This window comes from Curtobacterium aurantiacum (assembly GCF_018598555.1).
Lineage (GTDB): Bacteria > Actinomycetota > Actinomycetes > Actinomycetales > Microbacteriaceae > Curtobacterium > Curtobacterium aurantiacum.
On the sequence record NZ_JAHEWN010000024.1, the window covers coordinates 1 to 21,723 of the forward strand.

The window sequence follows — 21,723 nt, forward strand, 5'->3', positions numbered from 1 at the left end:
GCCCCCGCCCGCGCGCACCACGAGCGACGCCCCCGTCAGAACCGCGTCGGCCCCACCTCGTGGTACTTCTCCCACGCCCCCACCGGCCCCCGCCCGTGCAACGCGTACTCGCCCACCATCCGCTCCTTGTAGGCCGCTGGGTTGTGCGACGCCACCACCCGCGCGTTCCGCCAGTGCCGGTCCAGCGCCCGAGTCCGGTCCGCGGCGGACGCCCCGCCGACCTCGAACAGCTCGGACGCCGACCGCAGCACCCGCGGCCCGATCTCGACCTGTGCCTGGTACACGGCGTTCTCCGCTGCGTCGAGCAGGGCACGGTCGACCCCGACGCCGGGCACGTTCGTGGCGACGACCCCGTCGAGCAGCCCCGCGGCGGCGGCGACGAGTGACCGGGCCGTGAACGCCCCGGCCGACAACCTGCCGAGCACCGCGAGCACCTGTGGGTCATCCCCCGGGACCGCCGCGTTCGCGTGGATGTAGGTGCGGGTCCGCGGCCGCACGAAGGCCACGGCGTCGTCGGACACGGCGTGCCCGATCCCCGCGAGGACCGCCAGCAGGTACAGCTGGTAGAAGGCCTGGATGTGCGACAGCGGGGCGTCCCGGTACGCCGACACCACCGACGGGTCGACCGACACCCCGTCGAACACGGTGGTGCCGGACGCGGTCAACCGCTGCCCGAACCCGTCCCAGTCGTCGATGCTCGTCACCCCCGGCGCGGAGGCGTCGACGGCGAACGTCACGCGCTCCCCGTCGCGGTCCGCCGCCAGGTAGATCCAGTCCGCGTAGAGCGTGCCGGTCGAGTAGAACTTCCGCCCGTCGAGGCGGAGGGAATCACCAGTCCGCGTCACCGTCGTCGAGATGTCAGCCAGGGTCGTCCCGGTCCGCTCGGAGGTCGCGTTGCCGACGATCGCTCCGTCGACGATGCGCTGGAGCCACTCGTCCCGGCCAGCGGACGACGGCCGCAGCAGCACCAGTTCGGTGTACCCGAAGTGCCCCCGCCACAGGTGCGCGATGTTCGAGTCCGCCGCCGCCAGGTCCGCCACCAGGTGCGCGAGTTCGACCAGCGTCACCCCGAACCCGCCGCGGTCCTCCGGCACGCGCAGCCGCCCGAACCCCGCGTCGGCGAGCGCCCGGACCTCGGCGTGCGGCAACGGCCGGTCCCCCGGCGTCCCCGACGCGAGCTCGCGCTCGACTGCGCCGTCGCGGATGGTCGCGAACACGGGCGCGAAGCGTTCGCGCAGGGCCGTCAGACGGTCGGCCGGGAGGCCCGTCACGCGTCCGGTGGTCGTCGTCGCGTCCGTCATGCGGGCACCTCCACCGCGTTGCGTGCCTCGGTCGCGCTCGCACCGCCGGAGAACGCCCCGCGCCACCGCCTGGCGGGGTGCGAGTCCGGCAGCTGTGCGTGGCCGAAGAGCTTCTCGCGCAGGGTCCCCTCGCGGTACTCGGACTGCATCAGCCCGCGCTCCTGCAGGGTCGGCGCGATGTGGTCGACGAACTCCTCGTACGAGCCGGGCAGCGTCCAGTTGATGACGTTGACGCCGTCGACGCCCACCCGCTGCCAGTCGGCGAGCTCGTCGGCGATCTGCTCCGGCGTGCCGACGACCCGGGCGCGGAGCTTCGCGGACAGCCGGGCCAGGTCGGCGATCGTCGGTTCGCGGTCACCGGCGGCCTCGCGGAGCCACTGCAGGTGCGACTGCCCAGCCTGGGTACGGACCTCGGACAGCGGGGTGTCCGGGTCGAGGGGCTCGCCGGTGTCCGGGTCGAAGCCGAGGTTCGAGTGCACGAGGAACCCGTCGGCTGCCAGGTACTCGTCGATCTCCGCCTCCTTCGCCTTCGCCTCGGCCTCCGTGGAGCCGGTGACGAAGGTCAGGCCGAGGAAGAACGCGATGTCGTCCCGCTGCCGGCCAGCGGCCTCGGCCAGGTCGCGGGTCTCGCGGATGAGCTGTTCGGTGGCGTCGCGGTTCGAGGTCAGGATGAACTGGGCCTCGGCGTTCCGGGCGGCGAAGGCCCGGCCGGCCGGCGACGACCCGGCCTGGAACAGCACCGGCGTCCGCTGCGGGCTCGGCGCGCTCAGGTGCGGGCCCTGCACGTCGTAGCGGGTGCCGTGGTGGTCGATGCGGTGCACCTTCTCGGGGTCGGCGTAGCCGCGCACCGGGTCCTTCAGCACGGCGCCGTCCTCCCACGAGCCCTCCCAGAGCTTCGCGCAGACCTCGAGGTACTCCTCGGCCCAGACGTAGCGCTCGTCGTGCTCCTCGAGCCGGTCGGCGCCGAAGTTCCGGGCGGCGCTGTCGAGGGCGCTCGTGACGACGTTCCAGCCGATGCGACCCCGGGTGATGTGGTCGAGCGTCGAGACCTTGCGGGCGAAGTCGAACGGGTGCGCCTGGATGACGCTCGAGGTGAAGGCCAGCCCGAGGTGCTCGGTGGACACGGCGAGCGCGGAGAGCAGCACGGAGGGGTCGTTCGAGGGGATCTGGAGTCCCTCGCGCAGGTTGGTCGCGTAGTCGCCGCGACCGGGGCCGTACGTGCCGACGACGTCCGCGAAGAACATCGCGTCGAACTTGCCGCGCTCGAGCGTCCTCGCCAGGTCGGTCCACAGCGTCACGTCGTCGAAGTCGGCCTGCCGAGCGTCCGGGTGTCGCCAGAGGCCGTGCTGGATGTGCGACGTCGTGTTCATGACGAAGGCCGCGAAGCGCAGCGGGCGGTTCGGTGCATCGCTCATGCGTCCCATCGTGGACGGCGGGCACCGCCCGACGACAGTGAGGTGACCTTGCGTTACGCGCGGTGTTCCCCGAGGCCCTGGAGACGACCATGCTCCTGAGGCATGCCGAGCCAGACCACCGTCACCGCGCCTCCAGGCCGTCCCGCCGCACCGTCGACCACCGCGACCCGTCGTCGGGTCGCCCTCGCGTCGTTCGTCGGGACGACCGTCGAGTACTACGACTTCTACCTCTACGCGACGGCCTCAGCGCTGGTGTTCGCGCCGACGTTCTTCCCGTCCGTGACGCCGGCCGTCGGGGTCATCGCGTCGTTCGCGACCTACGGCGTCGGGTTCGTGGCGCGGCCGCTCGGAGGGGTGATCGCCGGCCACCTGGGTGACCGGATCGGGCGGAAGAAGCTGCTCGTCGCGTCGCTGGTGCTGATGGGCGTCGCGTCCACGCTGATCGGGGTGATCCCGTCCGCCGCGACCATCGGGGTCGGCGCCGTCGTGGCGCTCGTGTTCCTGCGGCTGCTGCAGGGCGTCGCGGCCGGTGCGGAGTGGGGCGGTTCGGCGCTGCTGTCCGTCGAGCACGCGCCGGAGCGGCACCGGGGGCTGTTCGGGGCGTTCACGCAGATGGGGTCGGCCGGTGGGATGCTCCTGGCGACCGGGGTCTTCACGCTCGTGCGGTCGCTGCTCGGCACCGAGGCGTTCCTTGCCTGGGGCTGGCGGTTGCCGTTCCTGTTCTCCGCGGTGATCGTGGCGGTCGGGCTCGTGATCCGGCTCGGCGTGCAGGACGCCCCGGTGTTCCAGGAGCTGCGGGACTCCGGCCGGGTCGAGCGGTTCCCGGTGTGGCAGGCCATCCGGCAGCACCCACGGTCGATCCTGGTGACCGCGGGCCTGCGCCTCGTGCAGCCGGCGCTGTACTCGATCCTGACGACGTACTCGCTGACCTACCTCGGGAACGTGCGCGGCCCTGCTGGCTCGGACGCCGGGCTGCAGGCCGTGCTCGTGATCTCGGCGGTGTCGCTCGTGTCGACGCCGTTCTGGGGGTGGCTGTCGGACCGGGTCGGGCGGCGGGTGCTGACGATCTGGTCGGCGGTGGGCATCGCCGTGCTCATCTGGCCGTTCTTCGCGTTCCTCGACGCCGGGCCACTCGTCCTGCTGCCGTTCGTGGCGCTGATCGGGATGTGCGTGTTCCACGACAGCATCTACGGGCCGCAGGCGGCGTGGTTCGCGGAGCAGTTCCCGACCGGGAGGCGGTACTCGGGGATGTCGCTCGGGTACCAGATCGGGTCGATCTTCTCGGTCGGGCTGACACCGCTGCTGGCCGCGGTGTTCGTGCAGCTCGGGGGCGGTTCGCCGTGGATCCTGTGCGGGTACCTCGGGGTGTACGCGGTGCTGACGATCGTGGCGGCGGTGTTCGCGGTGGATCCGCGGGCCGCGGCGCGGCGGGAGGCGCGTGCGGGGGCGGGGGCGCGTGCGGGGGCGCGTGCGGACGCGGGCGCGGGGGCGCACGCTGACGTTTCGCGCTGAGCGACAGTCTCGCCTTCCGGAGGGCGTGAGGTGTCGCTGAACGCGAATCCTCGGTGCCGCCGCGTGCCTGCCGCTGTGCCTGCCGCTGTGCCTGCCGCGGGCCCGCGGCGCGCTACGTCCGCAGCACCACGTCGGCCAGGGCGGCCGGGTCCTCGGCGGCGATGAACGCCTGCTCCTGCGCCGCCCACCGGTCCCACTCGCGCGCGAAGACCTCGCCGTCGCGCCCGATCGCCCGGTCCCACCGCACGGTGTCGTCGGCCTCGAGCCACACCCGCAGCGACGCCAGCGGTGCCGAGGCCCGGGACAACGCCCCGCAGCCCTCGACCACGATCGGCAGGTCCGGGTCCACCGAGGCCCAGTCCGCGGGCGCATCGGCCACCCAGTCCCAGCGTCGGTACCCGCTCCGCGCTCCGAGGACGTCGGTCACCACGGCACCGGCAGCCGCCCGCAGGCCGTCCCACCCCGGGTAGAGGTCGTCCAGGTGCACGAGCTGGGCACCGAGCTGCTCGGCGACCTGCGCACCGAGGGTGGTCTTGCCCGTGCCCGACCGGCCGTCGATGAGCACGACGGCGCGCCGGCCCGAGGCGGCGGCCACACCGGCGGCGGCAGCGGCGAGACCGGGGGCGAGGTCCGCGGTGGCGGTCCCGATCGCCCGGCTGTCTGCCGTGCCTGCCATGCCGGGCGTCCGGTCGTCGGCCGTCGTCCCGTCCCCGCGCTCCACGTCAGGCACGCCACGTCCCCAGACTCACCGCGACCGCGATCGACGCCGCGCCGATCCCGAGCAGCACCGCCACCATCGCCCACTCCGGCCACGCGAAGCGAGCCCCCCGCGCCCACGTCCGCCGCCCGGGAGCGCCGAACCCGCGCGACTCCATCGCCACCGCCAACGTCGTCGCCCGGCGCAGCGCGAGCACCAGGAGCGCGAACGCCATCGTGGCCCCGCGTCGCAGCCGCCCGGAGTCCGCCACCCCTCTGGCTCGTCGCGCCATCGCGAGCTGCCGCCAGTCGTCGACCAGCAGCGTCATCATGCGGACGGCGGCGAGCGCCCCGAGCACGAACCGCGCGGGCAGCCGGAGCACCTGCGCGAGTCCGTCGGCCAGGTCGGTCGGGTCGACCCGCACGAAGAGCGCGATCGCCGGCACCCCCACCGCGAGGACCCGGAGTGCGGTGGCCAACGCGAGCGTCAGTGATCCGTCGGTGACGTGCGCGAAGCCGAGGTCGAACCACTCCCGTCCCGAGGGCCTGCCGTACAGCGCGATGCTCACCGCCGTCAGCGGGACGGCGACGAGCACGGGCGCGAGCCGCAGCAGCAGGGTCCGGAGGGGCAGGCGCAGGAGCGGCAGGAGCACGAGTTCGAGGGCCAGGGCGACGGCGGCGGAGACGACGTCGAGGCTGAGCACCAGGCAGACGCCGAGGGCGAGCACGCCGATCAGGGAGGCGACCGGTTGGACGCCGGGGATGCCGGTCGCACGGGCAGGCAGCGCGCGTCGCACCGGGTTCGTCCGGTCCGCCACGTCGGTCCGGTTCGTCCGGTCCGCCGCGTCGACGGCGGCGCGGTCCGCCGCGTCGGTCCCGTCCGCCGTGGCGATCCGGTCTGGAGGCCCGGGGCGGCCTGCCGCTGTCCGCCCCGTCTCCGGGGTGGTCGCCGTCGACGGCCCCTGCTCGCGCCCGACGGACCGAGCGCCGTCCGCCCCGAGCACGACCTCGTCGGCGTCGAGCGCCCGGACGAGGTCGCGGTCGTGCGTGACCGCCACCACCGCTGTCCCGGCGTCGGCGAGCGCTCCGAGCCGACCGACGACCGCCTGCCAGGTGGCACGGTCCTGCCCGGAGGTCGGTTCGTCGAGCACGACGACCGGCGGCCGGGCTGCGATGACCGAGGCGATCGCGAGTCGGCGCTGCTCCCCGCCGGACAGCGTGAAGGGGTTGGCGTCGGCCAGGTGCGCGAGCCCGAACTCGTCGAGCAGTGCGCTGGCCCGTTCGGCGGCGTCCGGCTCGCCCAGGGCACTGGGGCCGACTTCGACCTCCTCTCGCACCGAGCGGGCGACGAACTGGTGCTCGGGGTCCTGGAACACCGTGCCGATCCGGGCGGCGAGTTCGCGGCTCGTCCAGGAGTGGGGCGCCGCGCCGATGCCGTCCGCGAGCGCCTCGGTGGCGCGGAGTTCGCCGGCGGCCGGTGCCAGGAGTCCCGCGAGGGTCAGCCCGAGCGTCGACTTGCCGACGCCGTTCGGTCCCGTGACGGCGAGGACCTGCCCGGCCCGGAGCCCGAGGTCGATGCCGTTCCCCACGCCGTGCTTCCCCCTGGCCGTCCCGAGTCCCCGAGCCTCGAGCAGCCCGGGCCCGTCCGCACCGCGCACCCCCTCGCCGAGCTCCCCCTCGCCGAACGGGCGGAATGCCACGGTCGGCCCACCGGACGCTCCGGGCATTTCGCCCGCTCGTCCGGGGGCACTCGGTTCACGCACGCCGTCGTCGCCGCGCACCCCGTCGCCACGCTCCCTATCGCCACGCACCCCCTCGCCGAGCTCCCCCTCGCCGAGCGGGCGGAATGCCACGGTCGGCCCACCGGACGCTCCGGGCATTTCGCCCGCTCGTCCGGGGGCACGCCGCCGCCGGGCCGAACCGCGCTCCGGCTCGGCACCGGGCACCCAGACCCCGGCCGCCGTGAGCGCCTCGCCGTGGTCCGCCAGCACCTGGGCCGGCGGACCGTCGGCGACCACGCCGCCGGCCGGTTCGAGCAGCACGAGCCGGTCGACCAGGTCGAGCCAGGTGCCGATCCGGTGCTCCACCACGAGCAGCGTCGCCCCGGTCTCGTCGAGCAGCGCCCGGACGGCTTCGTGCACCTGCGCCACGCCGTCCGGGTCGAGGTTCGCGCAGGGTTCGTCGAGCACGAGCGCACCCGGCCGCATCGCGAGCACGCCCGCGAGCGCCAACCGCTGTCGCTGCCCACCGGACAGCTGTGCTGTGGAACGGTCGAGCGGCAGGTCGAGGCCGACGACGTCGAGCGCTGTCCGCACCCGGTCCCAGGTCTCGTCGCGGGGGGTGCCGGCGTTCTCGCAGCCGAAGGCCACGTCGTCGCCGACGCGGGACATCACGGTGTGTGCCTCGGGGTCCTGCATGACGAGGCCGACACGCCCGCGGACCGCGCGGGGGTCGGACTCGTCGACGAGCAGTGTTCCCTGCACCGACGCCGCCGTGTCGTCGGTGGCATCCGGTTCGTCGGGCAGCACGCCGGCGACCGCCCGCAGCAGGGTCGACTTACCGGATCCGGACGGTCCGACGATCGCGACCCGCTCCCCCGGCTCGACGGTCAGGTCGACACCGCGGACCGCCCACGCGTCCCGCTCGGGGTACCGCCATCCCCAATCGTGGAACGCGACGCGCGCCCCGGGGACTCCGACACCTGCCCCGGCGTCGCCGCCGGTGGAAGGGGACGTCGCCGACGGAGCGGGCACCGTCACACCAGGGCGCGGGGTTCGCGACGGCTGTGCTCGCGGCCGGCCGCGAAGGACGACAGCACCCCGGTACGGGCGAGTGCCCGGACGATGAGCCACGACCCCGCCCCCGCGATCACGGCACCGGAGATCACCGCGCAGATCACGTAGACGACCTTGAAGGCGACGTCGAGCCCCGGGTACCAGAGGACGGTGTCGTTGATGCCGAGTGCGAGTCCGGCCGCGGCGCCCGCGAGCACGACGACCGGCAGACGGTACACGCGGTACAGGAACAGCGCGAGGACGAGCTCGGCGCCGAGGCCCTGGACGAGTCCGGCCTCGAGCGTGAGCCAGCCCCACTGCGTGCCGAACAGCGCCTCGACCGAGGCGGCGACCATCTCGCCGTACAGCGCAGCGCCCGGCTTCCGGACGACGATCGCGACGATGGGGCCGGCGAGCAGCCAGACCCCGCCGAACAGGGCCTTGGTGCCGGGGAGCACCAGGTCCATGACGGCGCTGATGGGTTCGTAGCCGAACTCCCAGAGCCGGAAGACGACTCCGAGCGCCACCGCGAGGACACTCGCGACGACGATGTCGACGACCCGCCAGCGCAGCGATCGCCGCGGAGCGGTGGTGACGGTTGTTGACGTGCCTGAAGGCATGGTGCTGACTCCTCCCTGCGCCGGCATGATCCGGATCAGGTTCGACGGTCGGAGCGCCGTTCGCTCCCTCTCAGCCCGGCGGTCCCGGACTCCCGTGTGTGTGCCAGCAGTCTAGACGCGGTCGCGACCGCGTGAGGGACGGGAGGCCCGTGGCGGCGTCGCCACGGGCCTCCCGTCCCTCAGGTGGTCACTTCTTGAGCGCGCGCACCAGCTTGCGGAGGACACGCCCGGCCACCCACACGAACGGGATGGCCACGACGACGAGGGAGATCGGGTTGGGCTCGAACACGAGGTCCTTGCCCGGGCGACGGACGTACGCGCCGACCGGGGCCGACAGGCCGCCGCCACCGCCGCCGCCGTTCTCGTCGTCCCCGCCGCCGCCGAAGCCGAACCAGCTGACGGACACGGGGATGAGGGTCTGGTCGCCGACCTCGACGGGCTCTCCGTAGTTCGTGGAGACCCCGAGCGGGCGGACCTGGTCTGCGATCTTCGAGACGATGTTGGCCATGCGCGCGACGCTACTCGTCCGTTCCTCCACAGGCCGCGGGGCGCAGTGGGCATCCACAGCTGGGGCTTGTCTGCGGACGCGGACGAGCCGCGCCGATATGTTGGCCGCACCCACACCTGGAGGACCGTTTGCACACCTGGCCCGGAAACCCGTACCCGCTCGGGGCGACCTACGACGGGAGCGGCACGAACTTCGCGCTGTTCTCCGAGGTCGCCGAGCGCGTCGAACTCTGTCTGTTCGATTCCGACGGCAACGAAGAATGCGTCCGCCTGCTCGAGGTGGACGCCTACGTCTGGCACGCGTACCTCCCCAACATCGGCCCCGGGCAGGAGTACGGCTTCCGCGTGCACGGCCCGTACGACCCCGAGTCCGGCGCACGCTGCAACCCGTCGAAGCTCCTGCTCGACCCGTACGCCAAGGCGACGAGCGGCGAGATCGACTGGGACCAGTCGCTCTTCTCGTACACGTTCGGCGACCCGGACTCGACCAACGACGAGGACTCCGCGTCGCACATGATGAAGGGCGTCGTGATCAACCCCTTCTTCGACTGGCAGGGCGACCGACCGCCGCGCACGCCCTACGGCGAGACCGTCATCTACGAAGCGCACGTCAAGGGCCTCACCGAGACCCACCCGGACGTGCCGGAAGAGCAGCGCGGCACCTACGCCGGCGTCGCCCACCCCGCGGTCATCGAGCACCTGCAGCGTCTCGGCATCACGACGCTCGAGCTCATGCCCGTGCACCAGTTCGTGAACGACTCGACCCTGCAGGACAAGGGGCTGTCGAACTACTGGGGCTACAACACCATCGGGTTCTTCGCGCCGCACTCCGCGTACTCGTCGTCGGGCGACCAGGGCCAGCAGGTCCAGGAGTTCAAGACGATGGTGCGCGAGCTGCACCGCGCCGGCATCGAGGTCGTCCTCGACGTCGTCTACAACCACACCGCCGAGGGCAACCACCTCGGCCCGACGCTGTCCTTCCGCGGCATCGACAACGCGGCGTACTACCGCCTGGTCGACGACGACAAGAAGTTCTACATGGACTACACCGGGACGGGGAACTCGCTCAACGTCGGGCACCCGCACTCGCTGCAGCTCATCCTCGACTCGCTCCGCTACTGGGTGACGGAGATGCACGTCGACGGCTTCCGCTTCGACCTCGCGTCGGCGCTGGCCCGGGAGTTCTACGAGGTCGACCGGCTGTCGGCCTTCTTCGAACTGGTGCAGCAGGACCCGATCGTGTCGCAGGTCAAGCTCATCGCCGAGCCGTGGGACGTCGGCCCCGGTGGCTACCAGGTGGGCAACTTCCCGCCGCAGTGGTCCGAGTGGAACGGCAAGTACCGCGACACCGTCCGTGACTTCTGGCGCGGCGAGTCGTCGACGCTCGGCGAGTTCGCCTCCCGGATCTCCGGCTCGGCCGACCTGTACGAGCACGACGGCCGCACGCCCAAGGCGAGCATCAACTTCATCACCGCGCACGACGGCTTCACGCTGTACGACCTGGTGGCCTACAACGAGAAGCACAACGAGGCCAACGGCGAGGACAACAACGACGGCGAGAGCCACAACCGGTCGTGGAACTCCGGGGCCGAGGGCCCGACCGACGACGAGGCCGTGAACGCCCTGCGGCTGCAGCGTCGCCGGAACTTCCTGGCGACCCTGCTCCTGAGCCAGGGCGTGCCGATGATCGCGCACGGCGACGAGCTCGGTCGCTCGCAGTCCGGCAACAACAACGTCTACGCGCAGGACTCCGAGCTGAGCTGGATCGACTGGGACAGCGCGGACGAAGAACTCATCCAGTTCACGGCCGACGTCGTCAAGCTCCGGCACGACCACCCCACGTTCCGGCGGACCCGGTACTTCAACGGCCGTCCCGTCCGTCGTGGCGAGGGCGAGCCGCTGCCCGACGTGGTGTGGCTGACGCCCTCCGGCGACGCGATGGACCCCGAGGACTGGGACTCCGGCTTCGGCAAGAGCGTCGGCATGTACCTGAACGGCGAGGGCATCCGCGGACGCGACGCCCGCGGTGAGCGCGTCACCGACGTCGGCTTCATCACGTACTTCAACGCCCACGACGACGTCGTGACCTTCACGCTCCCACCGGAGGAGTACTCCCCCGGCTGGACCGTCCGCATCGACACCGCGAACCCCGGCGCCCGTGACGAGGTCCTCGACGCGGGCTCTCCGCTCGACGTGCCCGCCCGGTCGATGATCGTGCTGCGCGCCGAGCCCGACCACGAGGTCACGAGCACCCCGGTCGACGCCGAGCAGGACGGCGCACCCGAACCGGTCGCCCCGCAGGACGCCGTCACCCCGGTGAACCCGGCCGGTTCCACCGCTCCGAGCGGAGCCGCACGATGACCGCCACGACGCCCGGCGCATCGAACCGCGTCCCCGCCTCCACCTACCGGCTGCAGGTCTCGGCCGACTTCGACCTGGCGGCCGCGCGCGACCTGGTCGACTACGTCCACGACCTCGGGGCCGACTGGTTGTACCTGTCGCCCGTGCTGCAGGCCGAGTCCGGGTCGAACCACGGCTACGACGTGGTCGACCACACCCGCGTCGACACCGACCGCGGTGGCGACCAGGCGATGCGGGTGCTGTCCGAGGCCGCGCACGCCGTGGGCCTCGGGGTGATCGTCGACGTGGTGCCGAACCACGTCGGCGTCGCCACCCCCGAGTCGAACCCGTGGTGGTGGTCGCTGCTCGAACTCGGGCAGGGCTCCCCCGTCGCGTGGGCGTTCGACGTGGACTGGGACGCTGGCGACGGCAAGCTCCGGGTCCCCGTGCTCGACGACCGGCTGCTCGACGCGGTGACGCTCGACACCTCCGACGCCGAGCGCCCCGTGCTCCGCGTGGGTGAGACCGCCTACCCGACCGCGCCCGGCACCGTGCAGGACGGCGACAGCGTCGAGACCGTCCACGAGCGGCAGCACTACGCGTTCGTGCACTGGAAGCGCGCCGACCACGACCTGAACTACCGCCGGTTCTTCGCGGTGAACACCCTGGCGGCGATCCGCGTCGAGGAGCCCGAGGTCTTCGCGGCCTCGCACGGGGTCATCGGCGGCTGGTTCCGCGACGGGCTCGTCGACGGCCTGCGCATCGACCACCCGGACGGGCTGTACGACCCGGCGGGCTACCTGCAGGACCTGGCTGTGCTGACCGGCGGGGCCTACACCCTGGTCGAGAAGATCCTCGAGCCCGGCGAGCAGCTGCCGAGCTCCTGGCCGGTCGACGGCACCACCGGGTACGACGCCCTCGGGGTGCTCGACCGCGTGTTCGTCGACCCCGCCGGTGAGCAGTCCCTGACCGCAGCCTCGGGAGCCGAGCCGACCGACTGGCAGCAGCTCACGCACGACACCCGGCGTGGCATCGCGGACGGCATCCTCGGCAGCGAGGTCGAGCGGCTCGCGCGCCTGCTCGCACCGAGCGCCGTGACGGAGACGATCACGCACGAACGGATCGTCGACGCGGTGGCCGAGATCGTCGCCTCGTTCGACGTGTACCGCACGTACCTGCCCGAGGGCGCCCACCACCTGATCACCGCGCTCGAGCGTGCCGCCGAGGCCCGTCCGGACCTCGACGACGTCATCGACCGGATCGCTCCGGCACTCGTCGACCCGACGAACGCCGCGGCGGTCCGGCTGCAGCAGACCAGCGGCATGGTCATGGCGAAGGGCGTCGAGGACACGGCGTTCTACCGCACCTCGCGCCTGTCGTCCCTCAGCGAGGTCGGCGGCGACCCGAGCGTCTTCGCGGTCTCCGTGCCGGACTTCCACCGGGCGCAGCGCGAACGGCTCGGCAGCTGGCCGCACACCATGACGACGCTCACCACGCACGACACGAAGCGCAGCGAGGACACCCGCGCCCGCATCGCAGTGCTGGCCGAGCTCGGCGACGAGTGGGCCGACACGCTCGAGCGGCTGCAGTCGCTCGTCCCGCTCGAGGACCGCGTCTTCGCCGACCTGCTCTGGCAGGCGATCGTCGGCGCCCGACCCGCGAGTCGTGAACGCCTGCACGCCTACGCCGAGAAGGCCTCGCGCGAAGCCGGGGACAGCACCACCTGGACCGAGCCGAACGAGGCGTTCGAGCAGCAGATGCACGCGATCGTCGACGCCGCGTTCGACGACCCGGACGTGGTCGCCGTGCTCGACGCCCTCGACGAGCAGATCGACGCCGCCGGGTGGTCGAACGGCCTGGCCCAGAAGCTCGTCCAGCTCACCGCCCCGGGCGTCCCCGACGTCTACCAGGGCACCGAGTTCTGGGACCGCTCGCTCGTCGACCCCGACAACCGTCGGCCGGTCGACTACGCCGAGCGGCGCCACGTGCTCGCCGAGCTCGACGGCCCGGACGACGACGGCCCCGAGGACCTGCCGGCCATCGGCATCGACGGTGCCGCGAAGCTCCTGGTCACCACGCGGGCGCTGCGGCTCCGCCGGGACCGCCCGGAGCTGTTCACCCGGTACCTGGAACTCGAGGCCACCGGCAGCGCCGCCGACCACGTCATCGCGTTCGACCGCGGCGGTGCCGTGACGATCGCGACGCGTCTGCCGATCGGCCTCGGCCGGGTCGGCGGCTGGGGCGACACCCTGGTGCACGCGGTCCCCGTCGAGCGCATCGACCTGCTCACCGGCCGACACGTCCCCGCTGACCGCGGGATCGCGCTGGCCGACCTGCTCACCACCTACCCGGTCGCGCTGCTCGTGCCCGCCGACGCGGTCGGTGCAGCCGGCCACGCCGACGCGGCGACCGCTGCGTCCGACGCGAGCGGCGCGAGCGGCGCCTCCCGGCCCGCCGAAGACCGCACGACGGACGCCACCGAGACCGACGCGCAGGCCGAGATCGACATCCTGGAGGGTCACGCATGACCGCACCCGACCGTTACGCCGTCTGGGCGCCCGAGCCGGACCGTGTCCGGCTCGTCGTCGACGACGTCGAGTACCCGCTCACCAAGGGCGACGACGACTGGTGGGCCACAGACGCCGTGATGCCGGTCGTCGGCGCCCGGTACGGGTTCCGCATCGGCGACGACGACGCGGTCCGACCGGACCCGCGCAGCCGGTACCAGCCCGAGGGCGTGCACGGCCCGTCCGAGGTCGTCGACCCCGCGCGGTTCGCGTGGACCGACGAGTCGTGGACCGGACGCCCGGCCCGCGGCGCCGTGATCTACGAGATGCACATCGGCACCTACACGCCCGAGGGCACGCTCGACGCCGCCGCCCAGAAGCTGGACCACCTGGTCGAGCTCGGGGTCGAGTTCGTCGAGCTGCTCCCCGTCAACGCCGTCAACGGCGAGTGGAACTGGGGCTACGACGGTGTCGGGTGGTTCTCCGTGCACGCCCCGTACGGCGGACCGGACGCCTACGACCGGTTCGTCGACACGGCGCACGCGCTGGGACTCGGCGTCATCCAGGACGTCGTCTACAACCACCTCGGACCGAGCGGCAACTACCTGCCGCTGTACGGCCCGTACCTGCTGGCCGGACTCGGCAACACCTGGGGCGACTCGGTGAACGTCGAGCACCCCGAGGTCCGCCGGTACGTGCTCGACAACGTGCGCATGTGGTTCCGCGACCACCACGTCGACGGGCTCCGGCTCGACGCCGTGCACGCGATCCGCGACACCACCCGACCGCACGTGCTGGCGTCGATGGCCGACGAGACCGACGCGTACTCGTCGTTCATCGGCCGGCCGCTGTCGCTCATCGCGGAGTCGGACCTCAACGACCCGGTGATGTTCCGGCCGCGCGAGGCCGCCGGGTACGGTCTCGCCGGGCAGTGGTCCGACGACTTCCACCACGCCGTGCACGTGGCGCTCACCGGCGAGACGAACGGCTACTACGCCGACTTCGCCCCGCTGTCCGCGCTGGCGAAGGTGCTCGAGGACGGCTTCTTCCACGACGGCACCTGGTCGTCGTTCCGCGGCAAGCGGCACGGTCGGCCGATCGACCGCGGGACCTCCCCCGCGACGGCGCTGGTCGTGGCGAACCAGAACCACGACCAGATCGGCAACCGCGCCGCCGGCGACCGGCTCGCGGCGACGCTCGACGACGAAGGCCTCGTGATCGCGGCGGCCCTGACGCTGCTCGGGCCGTTCACCCCGATGCTGTTCATGGGCGAGGAGTTCGCGGCCTCGACGCCGTGGCAGTTCTTCACCTCGCACCCGGAGCCCGAACTCGGCAAGGCCACCGCCGAGGGACGCATCGCCGAGTTCGCCGAGCACGGGTGGGACGAGTCCGCCGTGCCGGACCCGCAGGACCCGACGACGTTCACGAACTCGAAGCTCGACTGGGCGGACGTCAGCTCGGAGCGCGGTGCGGCGATCCTCCGTGCCTACCGGGTGCTCATCGCCCTGCGGCGCACCGACCAGGCGTTCGTCGACCACCGCTACGAGGCGAACGCCGTCCGCTTCGACGAGGACCGCCGCTGGCTCGTGCTCACGCGCGGTCTGCTCGGCCCTGACGTGGCGCCGGTGCACGTCGTGGTGAACTTCGCCGACGATGCAGCCGAGGTGCCCGTGCCCGACGCCGTGGGCGAGGAGCTCTACGGCTTCGGCGCGACCGAGGTCGATGCCGGCGTGGTCCGGTTCCACGGTCGGGGCGTCGTGGTGCTGCGCTAGCTGCCGGCCCCCGCACACACGAACGGCGACGGACCCCGGGGTCCGTCGCCGTTCGTCGTCCGCTCAGGCCGTGTGGTCGGCGACCGCGTGCGCGTTCTTCCGCACGGACGGCAGCTTGCGGTGGTCCTTGACGAGGGAGCGGGTCTCGCGGATCCGGCGGTCGATGCCCCACTTCGTGACGAGCGCCAGGCTCTCACGGACGATGTTGCCGCTCATCTTCGAGACGCCGAACTCCCGCTCGGTGAACGTGATCGGGGTCTCCACGACCCGCAGGCCCGCCTCGAGGGCACGCCAGCAGAGGTCCACTTGGAAGCAGTACCCCTTCGACGCCACCCCGGCGAGGTCGATCCGCTCGAACGCCTTCGAGGTGAAGACCCGGAAGCCGCCGGTGGCGTCCCGCACCGCGATGCCCAGGGCGAGGCGGGTGTACAGGTTGCCGCCGCGGGAGAGCATGAGGCGGTACCAGGGCCAGTTCTCCACCGTGCCGCCCTTGATCCAGCGGGAGCCGAGGACCAGGTCGTTGGAGTCCGCGAGCTCGAGCATCCACGGCAGGTACTCGGGGTGGTGGGAGCCGTCGGCGTCCATCTCGACGAGCTTGGCGTAGCCGTGCTCCAGACCCCACGCGAAGCCGGACAGGTACGCCCCGCCCAGGCCGTCCTTCACGGTGCGGTGCAGCACGTGCACGCGGTCGGTCTCGCGGGCCATGGCGTCCGCGATGTCGCCGGTGCCGTCGGGTGAGTTGTCGTCGACGACGAGCACGTGCACCGTGTCGTCGGTCGCCGCCAACGTGCGCTCGACGATGGGCCGGACGTTCTCGGCTTCGTCGTAGGTCGGGATGATGACCAGGGTCTCGCTCATGGTGCTCCTCGTGCTCCACCCGAATGTACCGACCGGTGGCTGCGGCCCTCCGAAGAGCGCGCTGCGAACACGATCAGCGTGACCGGTCCGCGCCTGGGTGCCGGCGGGGTGGACGCGCACCGAGACGGACGGGAGGCCCGGTGCCAGCTGGCACCGGGCCTCCCGTCGGTCGGTCGGTTGCGTCTACGCGGGGCGCGACGACGGGGACACGTTCTTGGACGCGTCCCGTTCCGGGATGTCGCCGAGTGCCTCGTCGATCGCCGCGAGGGCGTCCGCGTCGAGCTTCACGCCGGCGGCCTTCACGTTGTCGGTGACCTGCTGCGGACGCGAGGCGCCGACGATCGCCGAGGCGACGTTCTCGTTCTGCAGGGTCCATGCGATCGCGAGCTGCGCGAGCGTGAGGCCGGCCTGGTCGGCGACGGGCTGCAGGCGCTGCACGGCTTCGAGGACCTCGTCGCGCATGAACCGCTTGATCATGTCGGCGCCGCCCTTCTCGTCCGTGGCACGCGAGCCCTCGGGCAGGGGCTGACCCGGCTTGTACTTGCCGGTCAGGACGCCCTGCGCGATGGGCGACCAGACGATCTGCGACAGGCCGAGCTGCTTCGATGCCGGGACGACCTCACCCTCGATGACACGCCACAGCATCGAGTACTGTGGCTGGTTCGAGATGAGCTGGAAGCCGAGCTCCTTGGCCAGCGCGGCACCGGCACGGATCTGCTCGGCGGTCCACTCGCTGACGCCGATGTAGAGCGCCTTGCCCTGGCGGACGACGTCGGCGAAGGCCTGCATCGTCTCTTCGAGCGGGGTCTCGTAGTCGTACCGGTGCGCCTGGTAGAGGTCGACGTAGTCGGTCTGCAGTCGCTCGAGCGAACCGTCGATCGACTCCATGATGTGCTTGCGGCTGAGGCCGACGTCGTTGTGCCCCTTGGGCCCGGTCGGCCAGTAGACCTTCGTGAAGACCTCGAGGGACTGGCGCCGCTCGCCCTTGAGCGCCTCGCCGAGGACGGTCTCGGCCGCGGTGTTGGCGTACGTGTCCGCGGTGTCGAACGTGGTGATGCCGGCGTCGAGCGCTGCCCGAACGCACTGGGTGGCGACGTCGTTCTCGACCTGCGAGCCGTGCGTCAGCCAGTTGCCGTAGGTGATCTCGGAGATCTTGAGTCCGGAGTTGCCCAGGTACCTGAATTCCATGGTCCTGACGCTACTGGAGTGAGCGCACACGTGAGGGGTCCCGCGAGTGCCTGTCGGGCGCGCGTGCTGGTGGCGGGTGCGGTGCGGGTGCGGGTGCGGTGGCGGGCTTGGGTGGCCGCCGAGCGGGCGAAGTACCAGGGTGTTCTCGGCGGAGTACCCCGAGTTTTCGCCCACTCGCACCGAGCGCGACGCCCGCTCTGCGGTTCAGCCCCAGGTCGGCAGTCCGCGCCCGCGAGCGGGCGAAACACCGCGGTGCGATCGCGCCGCCACCACGGTGTTTCGCCCGCTCGACGGAACCGCATCCCTCCACACGCGCCGGATGCGATGCCGCTGTCCACAAGGGAGGCCCGACTCCCGTCCGCAAGATCGGCTCGCCGTCACGCTGTGCAGATGACCGCCAGGCACCGACTCCCGATGGCACTCCGCGACGCTTCGTTCCGCGTGCGGAACGCGCTGCACCGCGGCGTGTCACGCGCCCGGCTCGAGGCGCGCGACCTCGTTCGCCCGTTCCACGGCGTCCGTTCTGCGTTCCCACCCGAGTCCGTGGACGAGCGCGCCAGGGCACTCGCCCCTCGGCTCCGTCCCGACCAGGTGTTCAGTCACGTCACGGCGGCGGCGATCCTCGGTGTCCCGCTCCCCCGTCGGTTCGAGCGCGACCGACGGCTGCACGTCACGACCATCGGCGCGGACCAGGCACTCCGGGTTCGTGGCGCTGTCGGCCACCGGGCGCAGTACGGGACGGTCCGTGCAACCGTCGCCCGCGGCGTACCACTGACCACCCCGGCAGACACGTTCGTAGCGCTCGGCACGATGCTGACCCTCGACGAACTGATCGTCGCCGGGGACGCGCTCGTCGGGTGGCTCGGCTGGGCCACACTCGAAGAGCTCGTCCACGCAGTCCGGCGACGGCGCGGGATTCGAGGCATCGTGAAGCTCCGCCTCGCGTTGGAGGAGATCCGGAGGGGCTCTCGGTCTCCTGGGGAGACCAGGACACGACTGGCGCTCGTCCGCCGTGGACTCCCCGAGCCCGCCCTCAATCACGATGTCGTCGTCGACGGTCGGTGGATCGCGTGCGTAGACCTCGCCTACCCCGACTCGAGGGTCGCGATCGAGTACGAGAGCGATCTGCACCGCACCGATCCAGCCAGCTTCCGGAAGGACCTCACGCGCGGCGAGCACCTCAAGGACGTCGACTGGTGGCTCGTCCGGGTGACTGCGGACGACCTCGCTGACGGCGTGGAGCGCTTCGTGCAACGTGTCCGCCGGCTGCTCGTGGTCGGGTCGCGGGGCATGCACGACACGCGGTTCGCGACACTTCGGTGAACAATGGTTGACGCTTCAACCAAAACGGTGCACACTGGCGTAGTATCAACTCGATGCAGGCGCATGGAACGCGTCGCACCGCAGACTCTCGTTCGGAAGAAGGACCACCATGACGCTCACCGCTGACACCGTTCCCGGCTACCAGACCGGCACCTGGAAGATCGACCCGACCCACTCCGAGGTCACGTTCTCGGTCCGCCACCTCGCCATCAGCAAGGTCAAGGGCAAGTTCGAGACGTTCGACGCCACGGTCGTCACCGCCGAGAACCCCCTGGAGTCGACCGTCGAGGCGAACATCGACGTCGCGTCGATCAACACCGGCCAGGAGCAGCGCGACCAGCACCTCAAGACGAGCGACTTCTTCCTCACCGAGGAGCACCCGCAGCTCACCTTCCGTTCCACGAGCATCGAGGCCAAGGGCGACGACCTGCACATCTCGGGCGACCTGACCCTGCGCGGCGTCACCAAGCCCGTCGTGCTCAAGGCTGAGCTCGGTGGCTTCACGACGGACGGCTACGGCCAGGTCAAGTTCGGCGCCGAGGCGACCACGAAGATCGACCGCACCGAGTTCGGTGTGAACTGGAACGCGGCGCTCGAGGCCGGCGGCTTCACGCTCGGCAACGACGTCACGATCAACCTCGACGTCCAGTTCGTCCTCCAGGCGGCCTGAGCCTCCTCGGCCTCGCCGCCCGACTGAGGGCACCGAACGCACCACCCGAACCCGAGAAGAACGCCCCGACTCCCCACGGAGTCGGGGCGTTCTTCGTTGCGCGCTGGCTCACTCGCCGGCCACGAGCGGGCGAAACACCTGGGCTACCGCTCGTACCCGCCCGGCATTTCGCCCGCTCGGCCATGGACGCGAGGCCGTGGACACGAGCCCGAGCAGGAGTGGATGCGGGGAGGCACGACCGAGCGGGCGAAAGACCCGGGACGCGACGGGGAGGACCTCGGCATTTCGCCCACTCGCGCAGGGGGAGGCGAAACGGAGCGGACAGCCAGGCCCGAGCGGGCGAAACACCCCGGCTCACCGAGACAACGACCACGGCATTTCGCCCGCTCGCAGCTGCCCTGCCCCGCCCCGGCCCGAACCGCGACGGCACGGGAGCGCCCGGCCCGCGTACCGTTGGGCCGTACGAGCACGCCCGGGAATCCGCACGACGGACCCCGAGTTGCACGCAGAGCACGCCCCCGCACCACCCCCAGCCCCGCACCACCCGCACGACGAACAGGAGCACCCATGGCCACCGACTGGATCGCGATGCAGGCCCTCGCGGCAGCCGAGTTCGGCCGCCGCGTCGCCGCCGTCACCGACTGGGACGCCGCCACACCCGACTCCGAGTGGACCACCCGTGACCTCGTCGCCCACGTCGTCGACGAGCAGCGCTGGATCCCGAAGCTCTTGACCGGGTGCGACTACGCCCAGGCCCAGGCCGACCTCGAGCCGATCGGCGACGACCTGGTGGCCGAGTGGCACCGCTTCGCCACCGCCGCCACCGAGGCCTGGCGGAACGCCCCGCAGGACACCCCCGTGCACCTCAGCACCGACGTCGTGCCCGCCGCGCAGTACCTCACGGAGCAGACGAGCGACATCACGATCCACACCTGGGACCTCGCGCGGGCGACCGGCACCGAGGAGTCACTGCCCGACGACCTCGTCCGCGCGGTGTGGGAGTACTTCGAGCCGCAGATCGAGGACCTCGCGGCCACCGGCCTGTACGCACCCCCGGTCGACGTCACCGAGGACGCCCCGCTCCAGGTCCGCCTGCTCGCCGTCACAGGCCGCGATGCCAGAGTGACGGCATGACCTCAGACACGAGCGGCACGACCACGGAGACGAGCGACACGAGCAACATGACCACCGACACGAAGCGCCTCGGCAACTCGGGGCTCGAGATCAGCAGCGTCGTCCTCGGCATGATGTCCTACGGCGACCCGGACCGGGGCTCGCACGCCTGGAGCGTCGGCATCGACGAGGCCCGCCCCTTCGTCCGCCGCGCGTTCGAGGCCGGCATCACGACCTTCGACACCGCGAACGTGTACTCGGACGGCAGCAGTGAGGAGATCACCGGCACGCTCCTCGCCGAGCTGGCCCCGCGCGAGGACGTCCAGGTCTTCACGAAGGTCTTCAACCGGATGCGCCCCGGTCGGAACGGCGCCGGGCTGTCCCGTGCGGCGATCATGCACGAGATCGACGCCTCCCTGACCCGCCTGGGCACGGACTACGTCGACCTGTACCAGATCCACCGCTTCGACCCGGTGACGCCGATCGAGGAGACCATGGAGGCCCTGCACGACGTCGTGAAGGCCGGCAAGGCGCGCTACATCGGCGCGAGCAGCATGTGGGCGTGGCAGTTCGCCGAGATGCAGCACACCGCGGAACGCCACGGCTGGACGAAGTTCGTGAGCATGCAGGACCAGTACAACCTGCTCGAACGCGAGGAGGAGCGCGAGATGCTCCCCTTCTGCGAACACACCGGCGTCGGCGTGATCCCGTGGAGCCCCCTCGCCCGCGGCCGCGTCACCCGCCCCTGGGACGCCTCCGGGTCGGGCTCGCGCGCGCAGACCGACGAGTTCGGCAAGACCCTGTACAAGCAGGACGAGGACGCCAACCGTGCGATCGTCGACGCGGTCGAGGCCGTCGCCACCGAGCGCGGTGTCCCGATGGCGCAGGTCGCCCTGGCCTGGGTCGCCGGCAAGTCCGCGGTCTCCGCGCCCATCGTCGGCGCGACGAAGGAGCACCACATCGACGACGCGGTCGCAGCCGCCTCGCTGACGCTCACCGACGACGAGGTCACGCGACTCGAGTCCGCGTACACGCCCCGGGTGCCGTCCGGTTTCTGACGCCCCACGAGCGGACGGGAGGCACGGTGCCAGCTGGCACCGTGCCTCCCGTCCGTCATCTCGTCACGC

At 71.9% G+C, this 21,723-nt stretch carries 17 protein-coding genes and 1 riboswitch; of the genes, 8 read left to right on the plus strand and 9 right to left on the minus strand.

Features of this window, described 5'->3' with window-relative positions; genetic code table 11:
* Positions 1 to 35 precede the first annotated feature (35 nt).
* The gene (locus KK087_RS15795; protein WP_214566572.1) at positions 36 to 1,301 is read right to left on the minus strand and encodes an acyl-CoA dehydrogenase family protein; all 1,266 of its coding nucleotides are present in this window, start codon (positions 1,299 to 1,301) and stop codon (positions 36 to 38) included.
* Positions 1,298 to 2,716 (minus strand): LLM class flavin-dependent oxidoreductase, encoded by a 1,419-nt coding sequence (locus KK087_RS15800; protein ID WP_214566577.1) that lies wholly within the window; start codon positions 2,714 to 2,716, stop codon positions 1,298 to 1,300. Before KK087_RS15800 ends, KK087_RS15795 begins: the two co-directional genes overlap by 4 nt.
* Positions 2,717 to 2,818: 102 nt before the next feature.
* Here KK087_RS15800 and KK087_RS15805 point away from each other — a divergent pair, with 102 nt between their 5' ends.
* Complete coding sequence (locus tag KK087_RS15805) at positions 2,819 to 4,228, plus strand: MFS transporter (protein WP_214566579.1); 1,410 nt, start codon at positions 2,819 to 2,821, stop codon at positions 4,226 to 4,228.
* Between the two features lie 112 nt (positions 4,229 to 4,340).
* On the opposite strand, the gene KK087_RS15810 is transcribed toward KK087_RS15805, so the two are convergent.
* The 4 genes from KK087_RS15810 to KK087_RS15830 all read right to left on the minus strand — a co-directional run bounded on the left by KK087_RS15810 (position 4,341) and on the right by KK087_RS15830 (position 8,826).
* Positions 4,341 to 4,904 carry a nucleoside/nucleotide kinase family protein gene (locus KK087_RS15810; RefSeq protein WP_214545547.1) on the minus strand — a complete coding sequence of 188 codons (564 nt, stop codon included), beginning with the start codon at positions 4,902 to 4,904 and terminating at the stop codon, positions 4,341 to 4,343.
* A 46-nt stretch (positions 4,905 to 4,950) separates the two neighbouring features.
* A complete protein-coding gene (locus KK087_RS17985) occupies positions 4,951 to 7,677 on the minus strand; it encodes an ATP-binding cassette domain-containing protein (RefSeq protein WP_307860110.1) in 2,727 nt (908 codons plus the stop codon).
* Positions 7,678 to 7,679: 2 nt separating this feature from the next.
* Positions 7,680 to 8,318, minus strand: a complete 639-nt coding sequence (locus KK087_RS15825) for an ECF transporter S component (protein ID WP_214531653.1) — start codon at positions 8,316 to 8,318, stop codon at positions 7,680 to 7,682.
* Positions 8,313 to 8,424: riboswitch (TPP riboswitch) on the minus strand. It overlaps the preceding gene by 6 nt.
* An 81-nt stretch (positions 8,425 to 8,505) precedes the next feature.
* Positions 8,506 to 8,826 (minus strand): hypothetical protein, encoded by a 321-nt coding sequence (locus KK087_RS15830; RefSeq protein WP_214531652.1) that lies wholly within the window; start codon positions 8,824 to 8,826, stop codon positions 8,506 to 8,508.
* Between the two features lie 128 nt (positions 8,827 to 8,954).
* Between KK087_RS15830 and glgX the strand changes: the two genes are divergently transcribed.
* Genes glgX through treZ form a run of 3 tightly spaced genes read left to right on the plus strand, consistent with a single transcriptional unit; the run spans position 8,955 to position 15,444 of the window.
* The gene (glgX, locus tag KK087_RS15835) at positions 8,955 to 11,186 is read left to right on the plus strand and encodes a glycogen debranching protein GlgX (protein ID WP_214531651.1); all 2,232 of its coding nucleotides are present in this window, start codon (positions 8,955 to 8,957) and stop codon (positions 11,184 to 11,186) included.
* Positions 11,183 to 13,693 carry a malto-oligosyltrehalose synthase gene (gene treY / locus KK087_RS15840; RefSeq protein ID WP_214566581.1) on the plus strand — a complete coding sequence of 837 codons (2,511 nt, stop codon included), beginning with the start codon at positions 11,183 to 11,185 and terminating at the stop codon, positions 13,691 to 13,693. Before glgX ends, treY begins: the two co-directional genes overlap by 4 nt.
* Positions 13,690 to 15,444 (plus strand): malto-oligosyltrehalose trehalohydrolase, encoded by a 1,755-nt coding sequence (gene treZ, locus KK087_RS15845; RefSeq protein WP_214545543.1) that lies wholly within the window; start codon positions 13,690 to 13,692, stop codon positions 15,442 to 15,444. The genes treY and treZ overlap by 4 nt, the downstream gene beginning before the upstream one ends.
* A 63-nt stretch (positions 15,445 to 15,507) precedes the next feature.
* Here the strand turns inward: treZ and KK087_RS15850 are convergent, their stop codons facing one another.
* The 3 genes from KK087_RS15850 to KK087_RS15860 all read right to left on the minus strand — a co-directional run bounded on the left by KK087_RS15850 (position 15,508) and on the right by KK087_RS15860 (position 18,213).
* A complete protein-coding gene (locus KK087_RS15850; protein ID WP_214545544.1) occupies positions 15,508 to 16,302 on the minus strand; it encodes a polyprenol monophosphomannose synthase in 795 nt (264 codons plus the stop codon).
* Positions 16,303 to 16,485: 183 nt separating this feature from the next.
* Entirely contained in the window at positions 16,486 to 17,490 is a 1,005-nt protein-coding gene (locus KK087_RS15855; protein ID WP_056073081.1) for an aldo/keto reductase family protein, read from the minus strand.
* Positions 17,491 to 17,958: 468 nt separating this feature from the next.
* Positions 17,959 to 18,213 (minus strand): hypothetical protein, encoded by a 255-nt coding sequence (locus tag KK087_RS15860; protein WP_214566583.1) that lies wholly within the window; start codon positions 18,211 to 18,213, stop codon positions 17,959 to 17,961.
* An 87-nt stretch (positions 18,214 to 18,300) separates the two neighbouring features.
* Between KK087_RS15860 and KK087_RS15865 the strand changes: the two genes are divergently transcribed.
* The 4 genes from KK087_RS15865 to KK087_RS15880 all read left to right on the plus strand — a co-directional run bounded on the left by KK087_RS15865 (position 18,301) and on the right by KK087_RS15880 (position 21,654).
* Positions 18,301 to 18,813 (plus strand): putative endonuclease domain-containing protein, encoded by a 513-nt coding sequence (locus KK087_RS15865; RefSeq protein WP_214566585.1) that lies wholly within the window; start codon positions 18,301 to 18,303, stop codon positions 18,811 to 18,813.
* 109 nt (positions 18,814 to 18,922) lie between these two features.
* Positions 18,923 to 19,483 (plus strand): YceI family protein, encoded by a 561-nt coding sequence (locus KK087_RS15870; protein WP_214531646.1) that lies wholly within the window; start codon positions 18,923 to 18,925, stop codon positions 19,481 to 19,483.
* A gap of 567 nt (positions 19,484 to 20,050) precedes the next feature.
* Positions 20,051 to 20,617 carry a TIGR03086 family metal-binding protein gene (locus tag KK087_RS15875; protein ID WP_214531667.1) on the plus strand — a complete coding sequence of 189 codons (567 nt, stop codon included), beginning with the start codon at positions 20,051 to 20,053 and terminating at the stop codon, positions 20,615 to 20,617.
* 47 nt (positions 20,618 to 20,664) lie between these two features.
* Positions 20,665 to 21,654: an aldo/keto reductase gene (locus KK087_RS15880; RefSeq protein WP_214566611.1), complete on the plus strand. Its 990-nt coding sequence runs from the start codon at positions 20,665 to 20,667 to the stop codon at positions 21,652 to 21,654.
* Positions 21,655 to 21,723: the final 69 nt, after the last annotated feature.